General features: G+C 34.1%; 15 protein-coding genes. 1 reads left to right on the plus strand and 14 read right to left on the minus strand.

All coding sequences use genetic code 11. The features are described from left to right. Window positions 1-222: 222 nt before the first annotated feature. The 13 genes from AC5LWL_RS22045 to AC5LWL_RS22105 all read right to left on the minus strand — a co-directional run bounded on the left by AC5LWL_RS22045 (window position 223) and on the right by AC5LWL_RS22105 (window position 16209). Window positions 223-1707 (minus strand): glycoside hydrolase family 32 protein, encoded by a 1485-nt coding sequence (locus AC5LWL_RS22045; protein WP_493436686.1) that lies wholly within the window; start codon window positions 1705-1707, stop codon window positions 223-225. Window positions 1708-1948: 241 nt separating this feature from the next. Continuing rightward, window positions 1949-3439, minus strand: a complete 1491-nt coding sequence (locus AC5LWL_RS22050; RefSeq protein WP_493436289.1) for a glycoside hydrolase family 68 protein — start codon at window positions 3437-3439, stop codon at window positions 1949-1951. An 851-nt stretch (window positions 3440-4290) separates the two neighbouring features. Beyond that, window positions 4291-5364 carry an ABC transporter substrate-binding protein gene (locus AC5LWL_RS22055; protein ID WP_493436290.1) on the minus strand — a complete coding sequence of 358 codons (1074 nt, stop codon included), beginning with the start codon at window positions 5362-5364 and terminating at the stop codon, window positions 4291-4293. Continuing rightward, window positions 5361-6164 (minus strand): ABC transporter permease, encoded by an 804-nt coding sequence (locus AC5LWL_RS22060; protein WP_493436291.1) that lies wholly within the window; start codon window positions 6162-6164, stop codon window positions 5361-5363. The genes AC5LWL_RS22055 and AC5LWL_RS22060 overlap by 4 nt, the downstream gene beginning before the upstream one ends. 2 nt (window positions 6165-6166) lie before the next feature. Further along, window positions 6167-6964 carry an ABC transporter permease gene (locus tag AC5LWL_RS22065; RefSeq protein ID WP_493436292.1) on the minus strand — a complete coding sequence of 266 codons (798 nt, stop codon included), beginning with the start codon at window positions 6962-6964 and terminating at the stop codon, window positions 6167-6169. Then, on the minus strand, window positions 6954-8060 hold the full coding sequence (locus tag AC5LWL_RS22070) for an ABC transporter ATP-binding protein (RefSeq protein WP_493436293.1): 1107 nt from the start codon (window positions 8058-8060) through the stop codon (window positions 6954-6956). Before AC5LWL_RS22070 ends, AC5LWL_RS22065 begins: the two co-directional genes overlap by 11 nt. A 76-nt stretch (window positions 8061-8136) precedes the next feature. Then, window positions 8137-8679 carry a helix-turn-helix domain-containing protein gene (locus AC5LWL_RS22075; RefSeq protein WP_493436294.1) on the minus strand — a complete coding sequence of 181 codons (543 nt, stop codon included), beginning with the start codon at window positions 8677-8679 and terminating at the stop codon, window positions 8137-8139. Between the two features lie 625 nt (window positions 8680-9304). After that, a complete protein-coding gene (locus AC5LWL_RS22080; protein ID WP_493436295.1) occupies window positions 9305-9562 on the minus strand; it encodes a hypothetical protein in 258 nt (85 codons plus the stop codon). Window positions 9563-9958: 396 nt separating this feature from the next. Continuing rightward, on the minus strand, window positions 9959-10675 hold the full coding sequence (locus tag AC5LWL_RS22085; protein ID WP_493436296.1) for a hypothetical protein: 717 nt from the start codon (window positions 10673-10675) through the stop codon (window positions 9959-9961). A 183-nt stretch (window positions 10676-10858) separates the two neighbouring features. Beyond that, on the minus strand, window positions 10859-11737 hold the full coding sequence (locus AC5LWL_RS22090; protein ID WP_493436297.1) for a peptidylprolyl isomerase: 879 nt from the start codon (window positions 11735-11737) through the stop codon (window positions 10859-10861). A gap of 176 nt (window positions 11738-11913) precedes the next feature. Continuing rightward, window positions 11914-13173 (minus strand): S1C family serine protease, encoded by a 1260-nt coding sequence (locus tag AC5LWL_RS22095; protein ID WP_493436687.1) that lies wholly within the window; start codon window positions 13171-13173, stop codon window positions 11914-11916. Between the two features lie 947 nt (window positions 13174-14120). Then, window positions 14121-15527 (minus strand): ATP-binding protein, encoded by a 1407-nt coding sequence (locus tag AC5LWL_RS22100; protein WP_493436298.1) that lies wholly within the window; start codon window positions 15525-15527, stop codon window positions 14121-14123. Beyond that, a complete protein-coding gene (locus tag AC5LWL_RS22105) occupies window positions 15517-16209 on the minus strand; it encodes a winged helix-turn-helix domain-containing protein (protein ID WP_493436299.1) in 693 nt (230 codons plus the stop codon). Before AC5LWL_RS22105 ends, AC5LWL_RS22100 begins: the two co-directional genes overlap by 11 nt. 721 nt (window positions 16210-16930) lie before the next feature. Here AC5LWL_RS22105 and AC5LWL_RS22110 point away from each other — a divergent pair. Then, window positions 16931-17374, plus strand: a complete 444-nt coding sequence (locus tag AC5LWL_RS22110; protein WP_493436300.1) for a GNAT family N-acetyltransferase — start codon at window positions 16931-16933, stop codon at window positions 17372-17374. A gap of 151 nt (window positions 17375-17525) precedes the next feature. On the opposite strand, the gene AC5LWL_RS22115 is transcribed toward AC5LWL_RS22110, so the two are convergent. Continuing rightward, entirely contained in the window at window positions 17526-18425 is a 900-nt protein-coding gene (locus AC5LWL_RS22115) for an ROK family protein (protein WP_493436301.1), read from the minus strand. Window positions 18426-18573: the final 148 nt, after the last annotated feature.

Below are 18573 nucleotides of genomic sequence, written 5' to 3' on the forward strand. Positions count from 1 at the left end.
CTGAAATACTTCATCCAATAAAAAAGGCACCTTGTCGATATGATACGTGTTTTTCTGCTCATCCTGTGAACATCTCCGAAGCTACGTATCACTTTATATGAAGGAAATCTTTATTTGTGAATAAAATAAAAGGCAGTGAAAAATTTGATAAAATCAAACTTTTCACTGCCTGGTAAGAAAGTAGACTAACTAAACGCCCTAGTTTTTCAATTAAAAACCAATTTACTTTTTAGAATTCAATTGCAAATGTTTAATGGTCACATTATTGAACGTTGCCGTACCACCTTCTGCAAATAAACTAATTCCTTTATCCTCTAACTCTGGAAACACTTCACTTGAATAAACAATCTTTCCATCATCGACGAATACTTCAATCGTTGTTTTATCGACTAAAATTTTCAAATGCACATTCTTTTTCTCTTTATCAAAAGGTGCTTTAGACTCTAGATATTTATTGCTCTCATCCGGTTGGCCCGTATAGCCTCTATTAACATAAGAATATGCTTCATCCAGCTTAATTCCAATATCAATATGTCTTGTTTTATCCTCCGATTCCCGAAGTCTTAAGCCGACATTGTCTATATCCGACCAGCTTATATCTGCTTCAAGCAAATAACTGTCTCCCTTTGCTTTTAGCGTTTTTGTATCTTGTACCTCTATATCATTAAAAGTTTCCGTTGACGTTACAATATCATTTAACGTCTGAACTGGTTGTGATAATAAACTATATTGATCATTCTCTTGTTTTTTTAACGTAATTTCACGAACGATAGAATCGGTTCCATTGAAGTCTTCCTTTAAAGTAGGTGTATTATTTACATAATCCCAGTTATTCATCCATGCTAATGCAAACCGCTTATCACTGATATTTCCATCATCAAACGTTACACCGCCATACCAGTCAAAACCATAATCAAGCCATTGTGGCTCAGAATCATCTGCAGTAAATTGGGTACCGTTGAAATCACCTGTCCAATAAGCATAAGTATTCGGTTTGCCAAATGCCTTTCCATTAGCACTCGCACCTAACACCCATTGCATGGTCCCATCATCTGCTTGTATTTGAAAGAGATCTGGACACTCTACTAAACCAATATCTTTCGTTATAAAATCACCAATATATTTCCATTCTTTTAAATTATCTGATTGATAAAAACCAATCTTCTCTCCTTCGGCCATTAAAGTAATCCATTTATTTGTTTGCTCATCCCAAATAATTCTCGGATCCCTAAAATCCTTTTGTCCTGGATTAGACATAACTGGCTGATCGCTATAAGATGTAAAAGACTTGCCTCTATCTTGGCTGTACCAAAGATATTGCTCCTGTTTTCCACCATCTTCAGAAGGCTGGGTGACGATTGCAATAAGTGCGCCTTCTCCAAATCCTGCTGTATTATGTTCATCCATCACAACAGAGCCAGTCCAAGGATCACCATTTTTATTCGTATATTTAGGGATTGCAACTCCCTCATCCTGCCAATGCACCAAATCTACAGATGTCGCGTGACGCCATTCGGTTCCATTTCCATTAGGGTAATCACGGTTATAAAGGTAATAGTAGTGAAATTTTCCATCCATATAGATAGGTTTTTGGGGATCATTTTTCCATTTATCAGGAGACGTGAAATGATAATTTGCTCGATAGGAAGATTTTTGTTCATTTTGATCAGGATTGTTTTCCTCTTGGTTAGAATCTTTCTTATTCATTGCGTATGCTGCAATAGCAAGTACTGCTAACACTATAAAGGAAAATATAATCCAATAAATGTTTTTTCGTTTCACTTTTTCTTTCTGCAGAAATAAAACCTCCTTGTTTTTTTAGCAGTTCATTGACACTATATTTATACCATACATGCTAATACGTAAAAAGGAAAGAAAAATGCCGATACTAATCAATCGGCATTTTCTTCATTATTATCCAATAATTTCACAAACGTATTATTGCTTATTAACGTTGATAAGATTTTTTCTTCGTATCTACTGTTAATTGACCTTGTTCTAACAAACTATTTTTTACTACAGATGTTTTAGAACCTTTAATATTCAGTAAGAAACTTGGAGCAAATGTAGTATGACGATCTTCAAAGTAGCCTCTATTTGTCATATAACCAGTTACTACTACTTCATTGCCTTTTTTGCTTGGTGTAACAAAATGAGCATAGCTGAACGTAACATCATATGGATCTAAGTCATGGTGTAAAACAAGTCCTGTTCCGTTTAAAGGTTTGTAAGATCCTGTTAGAGAATCTGCTACATATCCAAGCATATAGATATCTTTGTCATTCATAGCATCTGATGCAATTTTAGAACCTCTAGTACTAGTAAATAAATACCATTTACCATTCATTTTAAACACATTTGCTCTTTCTATTTCATCTGTAATTGTATTAGATGTAAGAAGTGGCTTCATTTCTTTTTTCATCGTATAATCATCATTTAATTCAATGATTCCTAATGCACCATTTGCTAGTGCTGCTAAATCTTTTTTATTGCTATTGATTAATTTATTTTTTTCATATTGATAGAAGAATTTATTTCCACCATAATAAGCGCGGTTAGATAATGACTCTTCTCCTTGATAACCGTAATCTGTACCAGTATTCGCTTCAAATACCAGATATTTACGGCCTTTATCTTCAATATAGTGAGGATCTCTTAATGTATGGTTATCTGCATAGTTTCCTCCACCAAAAGCTTGAGTAACATTTTGATACGTTTTTCCGTCTCCACCATCATAAATAGATTTGAAATCTTCCACTCCATCTATTTTTAGTGAATTACCATCTGGTTGGGAAACATTTACTTGTGCAGTTGTTAATGTTTGTTTACCAAAATGGTTTTGCTCTGGAATCCAGCCTTCACGATTCGTATAGAATAAACGGACTTTCCCGTCAGAAGTTAAGGTTGCAGAACCAGACCACTCTTCTTCTTGATATTTAAGAAATGGATCATTTGGAACGAATTTATCACTGTCTTTAAACACACGCCCTGCATTTACCCAGCTATCAATAGAAGTTTCTCCTACTTTTTGATAGAACATATAAATAAATGTATCTGCTCCATTTTTAGGATCCCCTGCTAAACCGAAAAGAATGTGATAACCATTATATTCTGCTACTGTTCCATCTGCATTTTGTAAAGGCCAAGTATCCCAAACATCTAAATCGATTGGATTTCCTTGTTTATCAAACCCTTTAGCTGCAGGTATATTTTTAGTTGCAGCTGCATCAAATTGAGGAATCTTATAACGTTCACTTTTTTGCTGAACAGACATTTCATACATGTCCAAGCGTGTCATATGAGATACTCCATAGCTATTATAATAGCCATTATCACCTTTTTCTTTTCCATGTGCAAAAGTAGTAGTTCCTCCACTTGCAAGTAATGCTGTAGCCAAGGTTATTACCGATGCTTTTTTAAAAAATCCATTTAGTTTCATTCGAGTTTCCCCTCTCTTATTCTCTAATTTTTTAAGAGTCGACCTGCTTGTCCATATAAACATCTGGATTTTTTTAAATATTCAGATGTTTAATGTTTTGTTTGTGTTTATACAGGCTGTTAAATAAATTATAATTTCTGCTTTAACAAGGTTATTAATAAGCACTTGCTAGGAACCGGTTCTGAATTAAGCAAAGAATTTAATATGTAATCATGTTATAAATGGCCATTTATAGATTACTTTCAAAATGTTTCTTGAAGCATCAACTGTTCTAAATAGCTAACAGATTTGATGTCTTCCCAAGATTACTTTGATAATGTGTACACGTCAACTCAATCAAAAGTAACAAAAAACGGAAAAATTCGACTCCTAATTCCTATTACCTGCATCAAAAAACTTAATTTTATGTTAATTAATTACAAAATAAGGATTATATCTCCTTTTTTATTAAATTGTTTATTTTTCTATTTCATTGTTTTTTCCTTTATTCATCTATTTTGTAAACCCTTTTCATGATTTCCTTCACATTTATTATTTGTCATCATATTGTAACGCTTCACAGGAACACAGACCTAGTTTTCTAAAATGAAACAGAATGAGTCCTATAGCACACAAAATATTCCCAACTATTGATCATAAGCTAGTCTTCCTATTTTGATTTTTAGGTTGCAGTGAAATCAGAGACAATCAAGAAAAGCGCAAACGTCCTGGAACTGCTCTGAGCTAGACACTAATCTAAGTTGAAAAATGTTAAACTTACTTACTTTCAAAAAAAACTCCATTTCCCCGTCAAATTTTCTCTTAATCTGACGACAAAAATGGAGTATTCATTCTCTTTAGACTTCATACATTTATTTTCGATGCATTTTAAATTCAAGGAAAAGATCATTATATTCAGCAAGTGATTTTTGCCCTAAATTCTCGTATACTTCTAACTTTGACGTTTTATCTTCCTCTAAATAAAAACGTTTATCCTCTGTAATTTCTTTCGGCAAATACTTCATTGCTGCTTTATTTGGAGTAGAATAACCTACATATTCTGTATTTTGAGCAGCGTTTTTAGCTTCTAGCATAAAGTTAATAAATCGATGAGCACCTTCCACGTTCTTTGCGGTTTTTGGAATTACCATGTTATCAAACCACAGATTAGAACCTTCTTGTGGCACGACATATTCTACTTCTTCATTTTCCCACATAATTTCAGCAGCCATTCCTGACCACAAAACACCGATTGCTGCCTCTTCATTTTCTATCAGCATGCGAATCTCATCTCCAACAATTGCTTTTACATTTGGCGTTAGTGCATCTAGTTTTTCCTTTGCTTCTTTTAAGTGTTGATGATTTTTATCATTTAAGGAGTACCCTAAACTATTTAAACTCACCCCCATTATTTCCCTCGCGCCATCAATCAGCATTATTTCATTTTTGAGATCTTTATCCCATAAGTCATTCCATGAGGTTATCTTTTTCCCATCCAGCATTTTCGGGTTGTATACAATACCAACTGTCCCCCAAAAATACGGGATTGAATATTGGTTATCTGGGTCAAACGATAAATCCATAAAACGGCTGTCAATATTTTTTAGATTAGGAATTTTCGAATGATCTATAGGAATTAATAACTTTTCTTTTTTCATTTTATCAATCATATATTCAGATGGAATGGCAATATCATAATTCGTTCCACCTTGCTGGATTTTCGTCATCATCGCTTCATTAGAATCAAATGTTTCGTAAATAACTTTAATTCCTGTTTCTTTTTCAAATTTTTTTATTAAATCAGCATCAATATAATCTCCCCAGTTATAAACAGTCAATGTATTTCCGCTTGTATAGCCTCTAGTAGCGTTTAATTTTTGTACAATAAGAAGAAGGGCAAAGGATAATACAAAAATAATGATTAATCCCCTGATGAGCGACTTCATTTTTTCACCCCCATATTATGCCTCTTATTACCTCTTTGCATAATAATATAATAACCGACCACAAGCAGTAGCGTTAAGAAAAATAAGAGAGCAGATAGTGCATTGATATTTAAGGCAATCCCTCTTCTTGCTAATGAATAGATTTCAACAGAAAGAGTCGTAAAACCATTTCCAGTTACAAAAAAAGTAACAGCAAAATCATCTAATGAATACGTTAACGCCATAAAAAATCCAGCATATATGCCCGGTGAAATATAAGGCAATATAACTTTCGAAAGTACGTCTTTCCATCCAGCACCAAGGTCAAGGGCAGCATCAACCAAAGTAGGGCTCATTTCCTGTAATTTCGGCAATACCATAATGACTACTATAGGTATACAGAAGGCAATATGCGATAATAACACCGAAAAAAAGCCAAGTTTAATGCCTATAATCGTAAAAAAGATAAGGAAAGATGCACCAATAATGACATCAGGACTTACAATCAATACATTATTTAAAGATAGAATAGTATTCTTAAATTGTTTTTTTCGAAATAGAGATATGCTTATTGCTCCAAGCACCCCAATAATGGTGGAAATTGCAGCTGATAATAGAGCAACAACAATTGTATTTAATACGATTAAAAGTAATCTTGTATCCTGAAAAAGTTCTTTATACCATTTCCACGTAAAGCTTTCAAAATGATGCATCGTTCCACCGCTGTTAAACGAATAAAAGATAAGATAAAAAATTGGAGCATATAATATAGCAAAAACGAGTATTAAATATAATACAGAAATACTGGAAAGCTTTTTCATTTCTATACTCCCTTCTTTCTACTTCCAGTAAGAATCATAATAACGATCATACTAATAATTAAAAATACAGCAATCGTAGAGCCCATTCCCCAATCCTGGGTAATTAAAAAATGCTGTTCGATTGCTGTTCCCAGTGTAATAACACGATTTCCTGCAATCAGCCTTGTTATCATAAACAAAGACAATGCTGGTATAAAGACAGCTTGACAACCTGATTTCACTCCATCAATTGTTAATGGAAAGATAATGCGTTTAAAACTAGTCCAAGATGAAGCACCTAAATCTTTAGAAGCATCGACTAAGCTTGGATTCAACTTTTCTAACGAATTAAAAATAGGTAAAATCATAAAAGGAATAAAAATATATACACTTACGAATAAAAAACTAAAGTCGGTAAATAAGATTTGCTGTTTGCCAATCCCTATGAATTGCAGCAGCTCATTAGCTGCTCCATACGTGCCAAAAATACCCAAAAATGCATATGCTTTTAATAATAAGTTAATCCAGGAAGGCAAAATGATTAATAATAACCATAGTTTCTTATGTTTTGTTTTGGTTAATAGGTATGCTGTCGGGTAGGCAACAAGAAGCGAAAAAAAAGTAATTAAAAAAGCATACCAAAAAGAATTTACCGTCATTTTTAAATAAACAGGTGTAAAGAACTTTTGATAATTATGAAATGTGAATGCTCCCTCTATATTAAAGAAGGAATAATAAACAATAAGAGCAACTGGTGCTATCACAAAGAAAATTATCCAGATATAATAAGGTACAGTATACCAACTCATTTTATTTTTCATCGATAGCACCACTATAAGCTTCTAAACGCCGATCAAATTCTTCTTCTGTTTCCCCTATTCGCATAACATGAATTGCTTCTGGCTCAAAATACAGCCCAATGTCCTCACCCACAATAGCCTTCTTAGTGGAATGGACAAGCCATTCATTGCCATCTTCATCGTAGCCGCAAATTTCATAATGGACTCCCCTAAATAGCTGGGAATCAATTTTGACCTTTAATTTCCCTTCGCTAATAGAAGTAATCTCTAAATCTTCCGGCCGGATAACTACTTCCACCTGTTCATTTTCATGAAAACCTTGATCGACACATTCATATGTTTCACTTCCAAACTGAACGACAAAATCTTTTTTCATTAAAGCTGGCACAATGTTGGATTCTCCAATAAAATCTGCAACAAAGCGATTAATTGGCTCATCATATATGTCTGTCGGTGTACCACTTTGTACTATCTTCCCTTTATTTAACACAAAAATTTCATCAGACATTGCCAATGCCTCTTCTTGATCATGTGTAACAAAAATAAACGTAATACCGAGCCGCCTTTGCAATTCTCTTAGTTCGTACTGCATTTCTGTTCGCAATTTTAAATCTAAAGCAGAAAGTGGTTCATCCAACAAAATAATTTCTGGTTCATTAACAATTGCTCTTGCAATGGCAACACGTTGTCTTTGTCCTCCAGACATTTCACTGATTTCCCTATTTTCATAGCCTTCTAAATTCACAAAACGTAAAGCCTCTTTTACCTTTTCTTCTATCACATGCTTTTTCCATTTTTTTATACGCAAACCAAATGCTACATTTTCAAACACATTTAAATGAGGAAATAAAGCATAATCCTGAAATACTGTGTTTACCTGTCTTTTATTGGCAGGGATTTTATTAATAACTTTATTATTAAAATAGATGCTCCCTTTTGTCGGCTCCATAAAACCTGCAATTAACCGCAGTACAGTTGTTTTGCCACATCCAGAAGGGCCAAGCAGTGTATAAAATTTACCTCTTTCAATTTCAAAACTGACATCATCTAGTACGATTGTATCCTGATCATATGCCTTGGTAACATGATCAAATCGAATAATTGCTTGCTCGGACATATTCCCCATATCCTCCTTATATATAAACTTTAACCATCAAATTATTTATTAATCAAAAAGGCTACATGTTCTTTCACTATAGATAGGATTCAGTTGCAACAAGCAGCAGCTCCGAAGTGCCCTCCGCAATATTAAATAACTGATGTTCTTCCGTTGCATGGTAATAAATAGATTGCCCTTTTTTGGCTCTATATTCTTGTTTTCCTAGTTTCAAAAGCACTTCCCCTTTCATAACAAAGGCAAAGGTTTCTGAAAGAGAGGGTTCAAATTGTTTAAATTCCCCTTTTTTTAATAGCTTAAGCCTAATTGGCTCCATTTCTTTCTCATTCGATTCAGGAACGAGCCATTTTATATGATACCCTCGCTCTTCTTCATAAAAATTTGTAACATCCTCCTCTGTATAAATCACCTTTTGTGATCTTTCTTCCTCATCAAAGAATGCCTTTGGCGGACAGCCTAACACTTCTAAAATAGCAAAAAAAGTTTCAAGAGACGGAGAACTTAAATCTCTTTCCAATTGAGAGATATAGCCTTTGCTTAAATCCGTTCTTTCTCCTAATTCTTCTTGGGTTAACCCTTTTTTTAGTCGCAAATTTTTTATTTTTTTCCCAATTTCCATGTCTCTACCTACTTTTATGTTTAGAAATAGTAAACTTCTAGAGAATCGATAAATACTTACTTTTTTACCTACCGTAACAAAGTTGCATAACCTAAACCATCTAGTGTCTTTCCTTCAATGGTATCATACGTTAAAATGAATTTTTTTCGTCCAATCCTCTTATTAAAAACAAAACTTATTCGTCACAGTTGTTTAGTATTTATAAACTTAATGTTTACTTTCACTCAGTCTATTATACAATAATTTAAATCCCCCGCAATCCTATTTCAAAATAATATAGAGATTTACTTTAAACAACTTACGGAAAGCGAAGTGTATTCTGACTGCGGACCCATTGAGAAAGCAACCCTTTTTTCAGGGTAGACAACCATGCAACAAATTTGCACGATGGCGCATGAAAAGAAGCAGCTCTCTTAAATGAAACAGGGAGCAGTCAGAATACACGAAGACTCCTATGGGATTTGCGAGACAGGTGAGACCCCGCAGGAGTTTACTCCGAGGAGGCTCACCGCTCGCCCCATGGAAAGCGAAGTGTATTCTGACTGCGGACCCATTGAGAAAACAACCCTTTGCCCAACAAAAAAGAAAAGCTAGGAAAGATAATATACTCCCAGCTTTTCTTCATTTAAAAGTTCACCCTATTCGATTGTACAATCGGTTTATACTTGCCATTTTCAATTTTTTCAATTTTATTAAAGTGCATTAGCTTTTTTAATGATGCGTTACAATAAGCAGAAGCATCGTACGAATCTCTTCCAACCTTTAAGCCAATTTCCGTTGGGCCAATGCCTGTATCCTCGCCCTTTTCCTTGTACAAATCACATAAAGCTCTGTAAATACTATTATCTTTTTCTGTAATTCGCAGTTTGGAATTGTGTCTCACTATGTATTCCTCCTATACAATCTCCCCGTTTGCTAATAAATACAAATGAGTTTTTGGTTTAGTCGCTGTTCTTTATACTCTTACCCTCTTTTTCCTCAAAAAATGATAGATAGAATAACAAAAAATGGAAGAACATAACACGGCTTCCATTTGGACAAAAAACCCTTATAAATAAGAATACTAATCATTGTAAGAAAATACATTCATTTATGGCTGGTTTTCTCAAAAATAGATATAATGTTTGAGAGAACATTGAGAGAACAATTCATTCATAGGTAAAAAATCATATATTTTTTCCAAATGAACCATGATATTAGATTTGTATTTACGGATAAAAATTCCATTTGCTTTTCAAGACAAAAAAATAACCACTGCAGCAGTGATTATTTTTTATTCTTATTCATGTTTATACTTCACATGTCCATGCATTCCCATTTTATCATGAAACGGTAGAAGCTTTAATTTTTTTACTTCTTCTGGATTTCTTATCATCATTTCCTTTAACAATTCTTCAGCTGTTTTATTTTTAGTATCCAATCCGAGCTTTTCTGCTGCTGCGATTATTTGTTTTTCTCTGACTTCCTCTGCGACTTTTCTAAGCTCTTTTCCTTCTGTCTTAATCCCTAATTTCTCTGCTTCTGTGTAGACAATTTTTTCTTGGACCTCTTTTGCTAGTTCTTGCATGTTTTTCCCTTTCGTTTCAATGCCTAACTCTTTTGCTTTATTTTGAATCTTAGCTTCAAATACTTCCTTCATCACAATTCTTATATCTTTATTTTCCGTTTTTATACCCAACGATTTAGCTTCTTGTTTTATATGTGTTGCATGAACTTCCATTGCGATTTGCTTAATATCTTTTCCTTCTGTTTTAATCCCCAACTTCTTTGCTTCTTTTTTTATTAATACTTCATGAACCTCTTTTTTTAATGCTACATAATCTTTTCCTTCTGTTTTTATTCCTAAACTTTCGGCCATTTGTTTTAAAAATTCCTGATTCTCTTCCTTTACTTTTTCTCCTGCTTCAGGTGATGGTGGTGCTGCTTCTACTATCCCATTATGATTCGGTATAACTAGTCCAATTGTACATAATAAGAGAATAAGTAAATGTTTCATTCTAATAATCCTCCTTGAATAATCTAATGAAGTTTTTCGTCCTTTTTATTATTTCCTGTATTTTACTTACTATGTATTTGCTCAGCTAAAATATCTATTTATATATATAAATAAAAATGAAACCATAAAAAAAGAGGATAATTCCAAAACTGGAATCTCCTCTTTTTTTCTATTTAGAATAGATTACTCATTAAGATAATTTTTGATTTTATAGTCTGCCTTTTTCTTTTCTAACCACGTACTGTATTCTGTTTGGAGTTTTTGTTCTAATAATGTCTCTTTTATTTCCTCTTTATGATCTTCCAGCTTTGCATCCTTTGCCTCTTTATGTCCTGTTACTTTTATTATATGATAACCGAACTCTGTTTTTACCGGGTCACTGATTTCATTTTCTTTCATAGAGAATGCCGCATCTTCGAATTCCGCTGCCATTTCTCCTTTGCCGAAGTAACCAAGTTCACCACCGCTTGCTTTGGAAGCTGTATCTGTGGAGTATTCTTTTGCCAAATCTGCAAAATCTTCTCCATCATCTAATTTTTTCTTTACCTCTTTCGCTGTTTTTTCATCTTCTACTAAAATATGACTTGCTTCTACCTGCTCAGCTTGTGCATAAGTTGCTTTATTCTCATTAAAGTAGGATTTAATTTCATCATCCGTTATTTTAATAGTTGGTGTTAATAATTTTTTAATTTTTAAATAACGCTCCATTTGCTCTTCAATATCAGCTTTGGAAGCATTATTTGATTTTAAAGCTGCATTAAAACTTTCTTCTCCACCATATGAACTGATTAATGTATTCATTTCTTCTTCTTTTTCTTTGGCTGTTATTTTAATTTTTTCTTTTTCCGCTTCTAAGTCGACTACCTTATCAGCAATTAATGAATCAACAATACTTGAACCATATTGTTCATTTAATACTTTATTTACTTCCGTTTTTGTAATTTTTTCTCCATTCACAGTTGCTGCTGTATTTTCTTTTTTCACTAAAAGCACAGCTCCTATGATTAAGGCAATTAAAATTATGGCTAAAATCGGTACAAATACTTTTTTATTCTTTAACATATTCTATCCTTTCTACAATCCTTTTATTTGTTCTTATTATGTGACTAATCTTCCACTCTATTAAACGACATACGAAATATGCTAACAGATAATTATGACCAAATTATGACCAAATTATTATTTTTTTCGTCATTACAGCTTGAAATCAGATGGTTGTACACCATCTGATTTTCACTTTATCCGTTTGTATTTGTATTGCTTGTCAAAGTTAATTCTACTGTTTTAGACTTGCCGTTATGGTAAATTTCCAGCTTAATTTTGTCTCCTATTTTTACCTTTGTATAAAGAATTTTTCTTAAATCGGATGCTCCTTCTAATTTTGTCCCATTAACTGATACAATAACGTCCTGAACTTCTAACCCTGCTTTAGCGGCTGCAGAACTAGAATCAATATTTGTAATCATCACGCCTTTTGTCACATCATTAGGAAGATCTTGCAAGTACATACGCGGTACCTCTTCTAAGCTTGCTAACCCTACTCCGATATATGGACGTTCTACTTTACCTTTTTCGATAATTTCATTCACTATAGGAAGAAGATCATTACTTGGAATAGCAAAACCTAAACCTTCCACTCCATCTTCAGAGATTTTCAAGCTATTAATACCGATAACCTGGCCAGCTGCATTAATTAATGCTCCACCACTGTTTCCTGGATTGATGGCTGCATCTGTTTGAATAACATTAAACTGCCAGTCTCCTGCTGAAGTATTTACGTCTATACTTCTATCCACAGCACTTACAATCCCTTGTGTAACTGTTCTGGATAAATCTAAACCGAGTGGATTTCCAATAGCCCATACTTGGTCGCCAGGTCTTAATGTAGAAGAATCTCCAAAATTAATAGTATCTGTTGCATATTTCGCATCAATTCTTACTACAGCTAAATCAGTAAGGGCATCTGCTCCAATCAGCTTACCTTCTGTTTTATCGCCATTATATAGCGAAATTTCCAAGCTATTAGCCCCTTCGATTACATGATTATTTGTAGCAATATAAGCGTATTTATCATCCTTTTTAAATATTATCCCTGAGCCTGAACCACTTTCCACATCACCTTGTGAACCTTGTGAGAATTGATTTGTTTGCTGCTGCAAGTTAACAATTCCAACAATTGCTTTTGATGATGTTTCCACCATATCCGCAATTGAAGTTGAACTGCTGGCAGATGATGAAGCAGTAGCAGCAGTTGTTTGAGCTGTAATATTACTAGCATTATTGCTTTCTAGCTTTTGTGATAAATCTTCGACCTTCTGTTCAACCTTTTCGTATTTTTCCTGATAGGAATCAGTATATGGAATCGTAAAGATTGTTAATGCAGATCCTACTATTCCTGCTGCCAATAAAGAAAAGAATCCCTTTAATCTGGACTTTTCACTATTCTTTTGTATTTTAGAACGTTGTGCTTCCGGTTCTTCCATGGATGCTGCTGCCATTTCCTCTGCTCCAGCATTTGATTCTTCCGAGCGATGCTGTTGTTCTGTCTGAACTGCTGAATCTGATTCATCTATTGATGGTACTATGTCCAATTCTTCCCGATCAGCAGAATCAAATTTCGTTTGATTTTCAACGTGACTGACTTGCACATTATCTTCTGGACTTTGTGCTGCTTTCTTGTTCTCCTCTTCTACTTTTGCATCTGAATGCTGAAAGGAATCTCCCTCCTTTCCATTCGTTGTATTTTCTTCATTATAGTCATCCTTTTTATCAAATTCACTCATGATAAATGCCTCCTCTTTTACTATCTATTAAAAATTCACTTTTCTTCTTTTATTTCATTTTGGAAGATCTCCACTCTAATAATTATAGAAATATTTTTTAATAACCTAGAGTAGTAAGCTGCGTTATATTTACATCATAACCAGTATATATGAATAAATTATTAACAAACTTTGAAAAGACCTAGAAATAATAAAGAACAAACCGAGACATACCAAAAAACGCTCATTTAAAGCAAAAATTGTGAGTTTGATTAAGTTTTTTCTTATCCTGAAGCAGGAAGCAGACAGATACACGAAGACTCCTATAGGAATTGCGGGACAGGCGAGACAGCGAAGAGGCTCGTAGATGAGCCCGAAGGAAAGCGAAGTGTATGCTGGCTGCGGAACCTTTTTTTTAGATAGACATCCAAGCAAACAAAAATTTGCACCATGACGCACAAAAAGAAGCAGCACTCCTTTTTTCAGTCTATGTTTAAAGCAAAGAGCAGCCGGAATACACGAAGACTCCTATGGGATTTGCGGGACAGGCGAGACCACACAGCGCAGCGAGGAGGCTCGGCGCCCGCCCCATGGAAAGCGAAGTGTATTCCGGCTGCGGACTTCATTGAGAGAGCCAAAACCTCTTCTCAGAGTGCCTAAGAAGCAAAATTTCTATTCTATTGTTATTCATCCATTGGAAACAGTATAGTAAAGATAGTCCCTTTTCCTTTTTCACTCTTGACCGTAATAGTGCCATGATGGAACTGTACTAATTGTCTTACAATCGACAAACCTAATCCAAACTCTCCATATGGCGTATTGGTTCTAGATATATCTGCTTTATAAAACCTTTTCCATATATTCTCTATTTCTTCTGCTTCAATTCCTATTCCTGTATCCTCTATTTCAATAATAGTATTGTTTCCTTCCATTCTGCCACGAAGCCAAATAAAACCATTTTCAGTAAACTGAATACTATTTTTAGTTATATTAATAATAATTTGAACTAAACGATCATAATCTGCAAATATCACCACATCATCCTCAACAGCTACATCAATTTTTATCCTTTTTTCCTCTGCCTGTGTATATAACTGTTCCTGAATTATTTCGAGAACCTCTTGCAGTTGAATCATTTCTTTCGTTAACACAATTTGATTCGAACGAATTTTATCATAATCCAAATTTTCATTTACTAAACGAATAAGTCTTTTTGTTTCTTGACTTACTAAATGAAGTCCTTTTCCTTTTTCTTGTTCTGGAATCATATTATTATTTAATCCTTCTATCACTCCACTAATGGTAGTTAAAGGGGTGCGCATCTCATGAGATACATCTGACATAAATTGTCTTCTTCTATTTTCTAATGCGTCAATTGCTTCCTTTGATTCTCGCAGTTTTCCGACCATCCTGTTAAAATCATTCGCTAATTCCCCTATTTCATCAAAATTAGAAGAAGGAACTTTTATATTATAGTCACCGACAGAGACAAGACTTGTTGCTTCTTGCAGTTTTTTGATTCTATTAACATGAATCCTGGATAATAAAAAACTTAACAGCAAAGCAACACCTGATGCAAAAATAACCGTATATACTAAATAACGATTGATTTGATTAATCATTTGTTGAGAATAGCTTAACGGGGCTGTCAACACAATTCCCCCTGCTACATGTCCATTTATTTGATAAGGAATAGCAACCAATGTAACTTCTTTATTTCCACGCACTGTACTGCTCTCAATTAACGGCTTCGTTCCATCTTTAATTTTATTCCACTCTTTAGCAGTTATGGAAAGATGCCCACCAATATTAACCAGTTCATTTCTCTGTGTATCAAATAAGCCAAAATTAATGCCTCTTGCTCTTAAAACATCTGCATAATTAAAGAGCGTCGATTGACCGGAATCAAGAAAAGACGTATTTTGCAGATCACCAAGTATATTTACTCCATAATCATATAGCTCCTGCCCTTTTAATTTTAAAACGATACTCTCGACAGACTTGGTAAAAACTAGACTTACCACTAAAAATGCAACAATAATAACGCTTATATGGCTAATTAATTGCTGATAAATATATTTAATCCTCATTCACTACCACCGTTTCATCAAATTTATAGCCTACCCCCCATATCGTATGGAAGAATGGCTGGTTATCGCGGCCAATCTTTCTTCTTAACCTTTTAATATGAACATCTACCGTCCTATCATCTCCGTAAAACTGAAAACCCCATACTTGCTCCAAAATCTGTTCTCTTGAAAATACTTGCCTTGGATGTTGTATAAAAAAAGATAAGATTTCAAATTCTTTTGGAGTAAGGTTCGGAATATTTTTATCTTGAATAAAAACCTCTCTTGTTTCTTTATTAATTTTGACAATACTTGCTTCTTTGGCATCTTCCCCGTCTTGTTTATTCAATCTTCTTGCAACTGCCTTCATTCTAGCAGTTAATGCGAGCGGGCTAAATGGTTTTGTTACATAATCATCTGCGCCCATTTCCAATCCCAGCACTTGATCGGATTCTGAATCCTTCGCCGTTAACATAATAATCGGTATTTCTTTATTTATCTCTCTTATTTTCCTACATACTGTTATACCATCCATTCCAGGCAGCATCCAGTCAAGGACAATAAGATCATATTCATTCTTCAAGAAATGCTGATAGCCAGCCAATCCATTATGAATAAATTTCCCTTTAAAATTATCTTTTTCAAAAAACATTTCGAGCATGGAGCAAACACTTTCATTATCTTCTATTACTAATACTTTCATATTTGCACCTCTTCTAACCTTTTTATTATTCAATTTCTTCCATTAAAACGCTATTCTATTATTTTCGCAATCGTTTTTCCTATATTTAAATCATTGTTAATGGTTAGGAAATAATTTGTTCATACTTTTTATTTTTTGTTCTTATCTCCTTCATGATAAAAGAAGCATCACTATACCTAAAACATAAAAACTTATGTAAGGAATCTAGAGTGTTGATTCTCCCAAAAATAGACAGACTTATCCTATGAAACGTTAAGTAGCTTTTTAAACCAGTACAGTTTACCTGTTTCGATTTAAAAATGGCAATCAGAACCAAATTCCATTGAAAATGAGGGGGTACTGTCCGAAAGCATTACCATAATGGGGGCAGAATCCCGAATTTAAAAAACTTTTTTTAGGGAGTTATTAGTTAGTCAACACGCCTGGTAAGGAATACTTCATGTTTTATCATGTATCAAAACTTTTCTGCCTCAAGAGAGAGGACTAGATGAAGTTTATAATGATCTGTGTCGCAAGCTTCACAACTGCTTCCCCCTTTTAGAGTATTTTTGTATGTGCTAAAATTTACTCTATCAAGAAGGGAATGCAGAAAAAAATCTCCACATTAATAGAGATTCACACCATGGCATATAAAAAGAAACAGAGAGCATAAACCTATTTTCAGGGTAGCATTTCATTCATATCCTCAAAATAAAGACAGATAAAAAGAAAGGCAAATAATATGATGGTCATAGAACTAGATCAAACTAACTCAAAAATAGCAAAGGAAATTTTAGAGCTTCAAACAGCTGCTTACAAAGTAGAGGCACAAATTATTCAGTATGAAGATTTACCGCCTTTAAAGGAAGATTATTTAAGCATTCAAACATGCAAGGAAACTTTCATGGGGGTGTACAGCAACAATCGATTAGCTGCCGTTATTTCATTTAAGGAGGAAGCCGAGTATCTAGAAATCTGTCGACTTGTTGTTCACCCCTCTTTATTTGGCAGAGGTTTTGCAACAAAACTGCTTGATTATATTATACAAAAAAAGTCAAAACGAATTATTGTATGTACAGCAGCAGATAATAAACCAGCATTGCAGTTATATATAAAATTAGGATTTACAATTAAACAGATCTTTGAAGTAGAAAACAGGCTGAAGCTTGTGAAACTTGAAAAATAAGTACTAGCGTTCCACAAATGGATTGCGACCAAAACCATATGACAAAATTAAAAAAGGGCATCCAATTGTCGATAAATAGACTTTTGAACACCCCCTTGTTCCTAACACTTTTTTACGCCTATAGAAATTCCGTAAGAATGAAAAAATAAGTCTATTTAATAACAAACTCCTTGCTTTCATTCCAAGCTTTTTTTGCCAAAAGGATAGCACCAGTGATTCCTGCCTGATCACCAAGTCCTGGTTTGACAATGTATTCTGCCATATTAGATGATAATTCCGGAAATGCTAAATAACCATTCAAAAATTCTTGTAAATATTTATAAATAGCCGAGAATACATGGGACTGATTCATCACACCGCCGCCTAAGATGATTCTTTCAGGAGATAAAATCAAAATATACTGCATAAGTGCCTGTGCGATATAATATCCTTCTATATCCCAAACTTCTTCTTTTTCGCTTAAATGCTTGGCACTTGTTCCCCAGCGTGCTTCAATTGCAGGACCTGATGCCAATCCCTCTAAACAATCTCCATGGTATGGGCATCTTCCTGTAAACGTATCTTCTGGATGTCGTCTTACTAGAATATGGCCCATTTCTGGATGTGTTAATCCTTGTAATAATTCTCCTTGGATGTAGGCTCCAGCTCCGATGCCAGTACCTATTGTGATATATAAACAGCTGTCCACTCCTTTTGCTGCTCCTAGTATCGCCTCTCCTAGTGCTGCCGCATTTACATCTGTATTAAATTCAACTGGAACAGAAAAAGCCTTCTTTACCGTTTCTAATAAAGGATAGTCTTTCCAAGCTAATTTTGGAGTAGTTGTTATATTTCCATATGTTCCACTTTTTTTATTTACATCAATAGGTCCAAATGAGCCAATTCCGATCGCTTCCACTTGATGCTTTTGAAAAAAGGCTAAAACCTCTGGCATTGTTTCATCAGGGGTTGTTGTCGGAATAGATACTTTATCTTTAATCTCTCCATTTGCATATCCAACTGCACAAACAAATTTTGTTCCACCAGCCTCAATTGCTCCAAATAACGTCATATTTCCTTCACCCTTTCCTTAACAGCAGCCGTTTACAATAGCGCTTACATTTGTATATCTTCTTTAACTATAATCACCTTTATTAAAAATGTATAGCAACATTTTCAGCTTTATTCTTTTAAAATTTTTGGTTTTTAAATCTTCTCAG

The organism is Niallia sp. WK069_GA_01 (assembly GCF_983173855.1).

What these genes read in the sequence shown, in the direction of transcription:
- AC5LWL_RS22075 (WP_493436294.1), bottom strand. Translation starts at nt 8,679, where the DNA reads ATGGAAATTGGGAAAAAAATAAAAAATTTGCGACTAAAAAAAGGGTTA.
- AC5LWL_RS22105 (WP_493436299.1), bottom strand. Translation starts at nt 16,209, where the DNA reads ATGAAAGTATTAGTAATAGAAGATAATGAAAGTGTTTGCTCCATGCTC.
- AC5LWL_RS22115 (WP_493436301.1), bottom strand. Translation starts at nt 18,425, where the DNA reads ATGACGTTATTTGGAGCAATTGAGGCTGGTGGAACAAAATTTGTTTGT.
- AC5LWL_RS22095 (WP_493436687.1), bottom strand. Translation starts at nt 13,173, where the DNA reads ATGGCAGCAGCATCCATGGAAGAACCGGAAGCACAACGTTCTAAAATA.
- AC5LWL_RS22065 (WP_493436292.1), bottom strand. Translation starts at nt 6,964, where the DNA reads ATGAAAAATAAAATGAGTTGGTATACTGTACCTTATTATATCTGGATA.
- AC5LWL_RS22055 (WP_493436290.1), bottom strand. Translation starts at nt 5,364, where the DNA reads ATGAAGTCGCTCATCAGGGGATTAATCATTATTTTTGTATTATCCTTT.
- AC5LWL_RS22090 (WP_493436297.1), bottom strand. Translation starts at nt 11,737, where the DNA reads ATGTTAAAGAATAAAAAAGTATTTGTACCGATTTTAGCCATAATTTTA.
- AC5LWL_RS22070 (WP_493436293.1), bottom strand. Translation starts at nt 8,060, where the DNA reads ATGTCCGAGCAAGCAATTATTCGATTTGATCATGTTACCAAGGCATAT.
- AC5LWL_RS22100 (WP_493436298.1), bottom strand. Translation starts at nt 15,527, where the DNA reads ATGAGGATTAAATATATTTATCAGCAATTAATTAGCCATATAAGCGTT.
- AC5LWL_RS22050 (WP_493436289.1), bottom strand. Translation starts at nt 3,439, where the DNA reads ATGAAACTAAATGGATTTTTTAAAAAAGCATCGGTAATAACCTTGGCT.
- AC5LWL_RS22085 (WP_493436296.1), bottom strand. Translation starts at nt 10,675, where the DNA reads ATGAAACATTTACTTATTCTCTTATTATGTACAATTGGACTAGTTATA.
- AC5LWL_RS22060 (WP_493436291.1), bottom strand. Translation starts at nt 6,164, where the DNA reads ATGAAAAAGCTTTCCAGTATTTCTGTATTATATTTAATACTCGTTTTT.
- AC5LWL_RS22045 (WP_493436686.1), bottom strand. Translation starts at nt 1,707, where the DNA reads ATGAATAAGAAAGATTCTAACCAAGAGGAAAACAATCCTGATCAAAAT.
- AC5LWL_RS22110 (WP_493436300.1), top strand. Translation starts at nt 16,931, where the DNA reads ATGATGGTCATAGAACTAGATCAAACTAACTCAAAAATAGCAAAGGAA.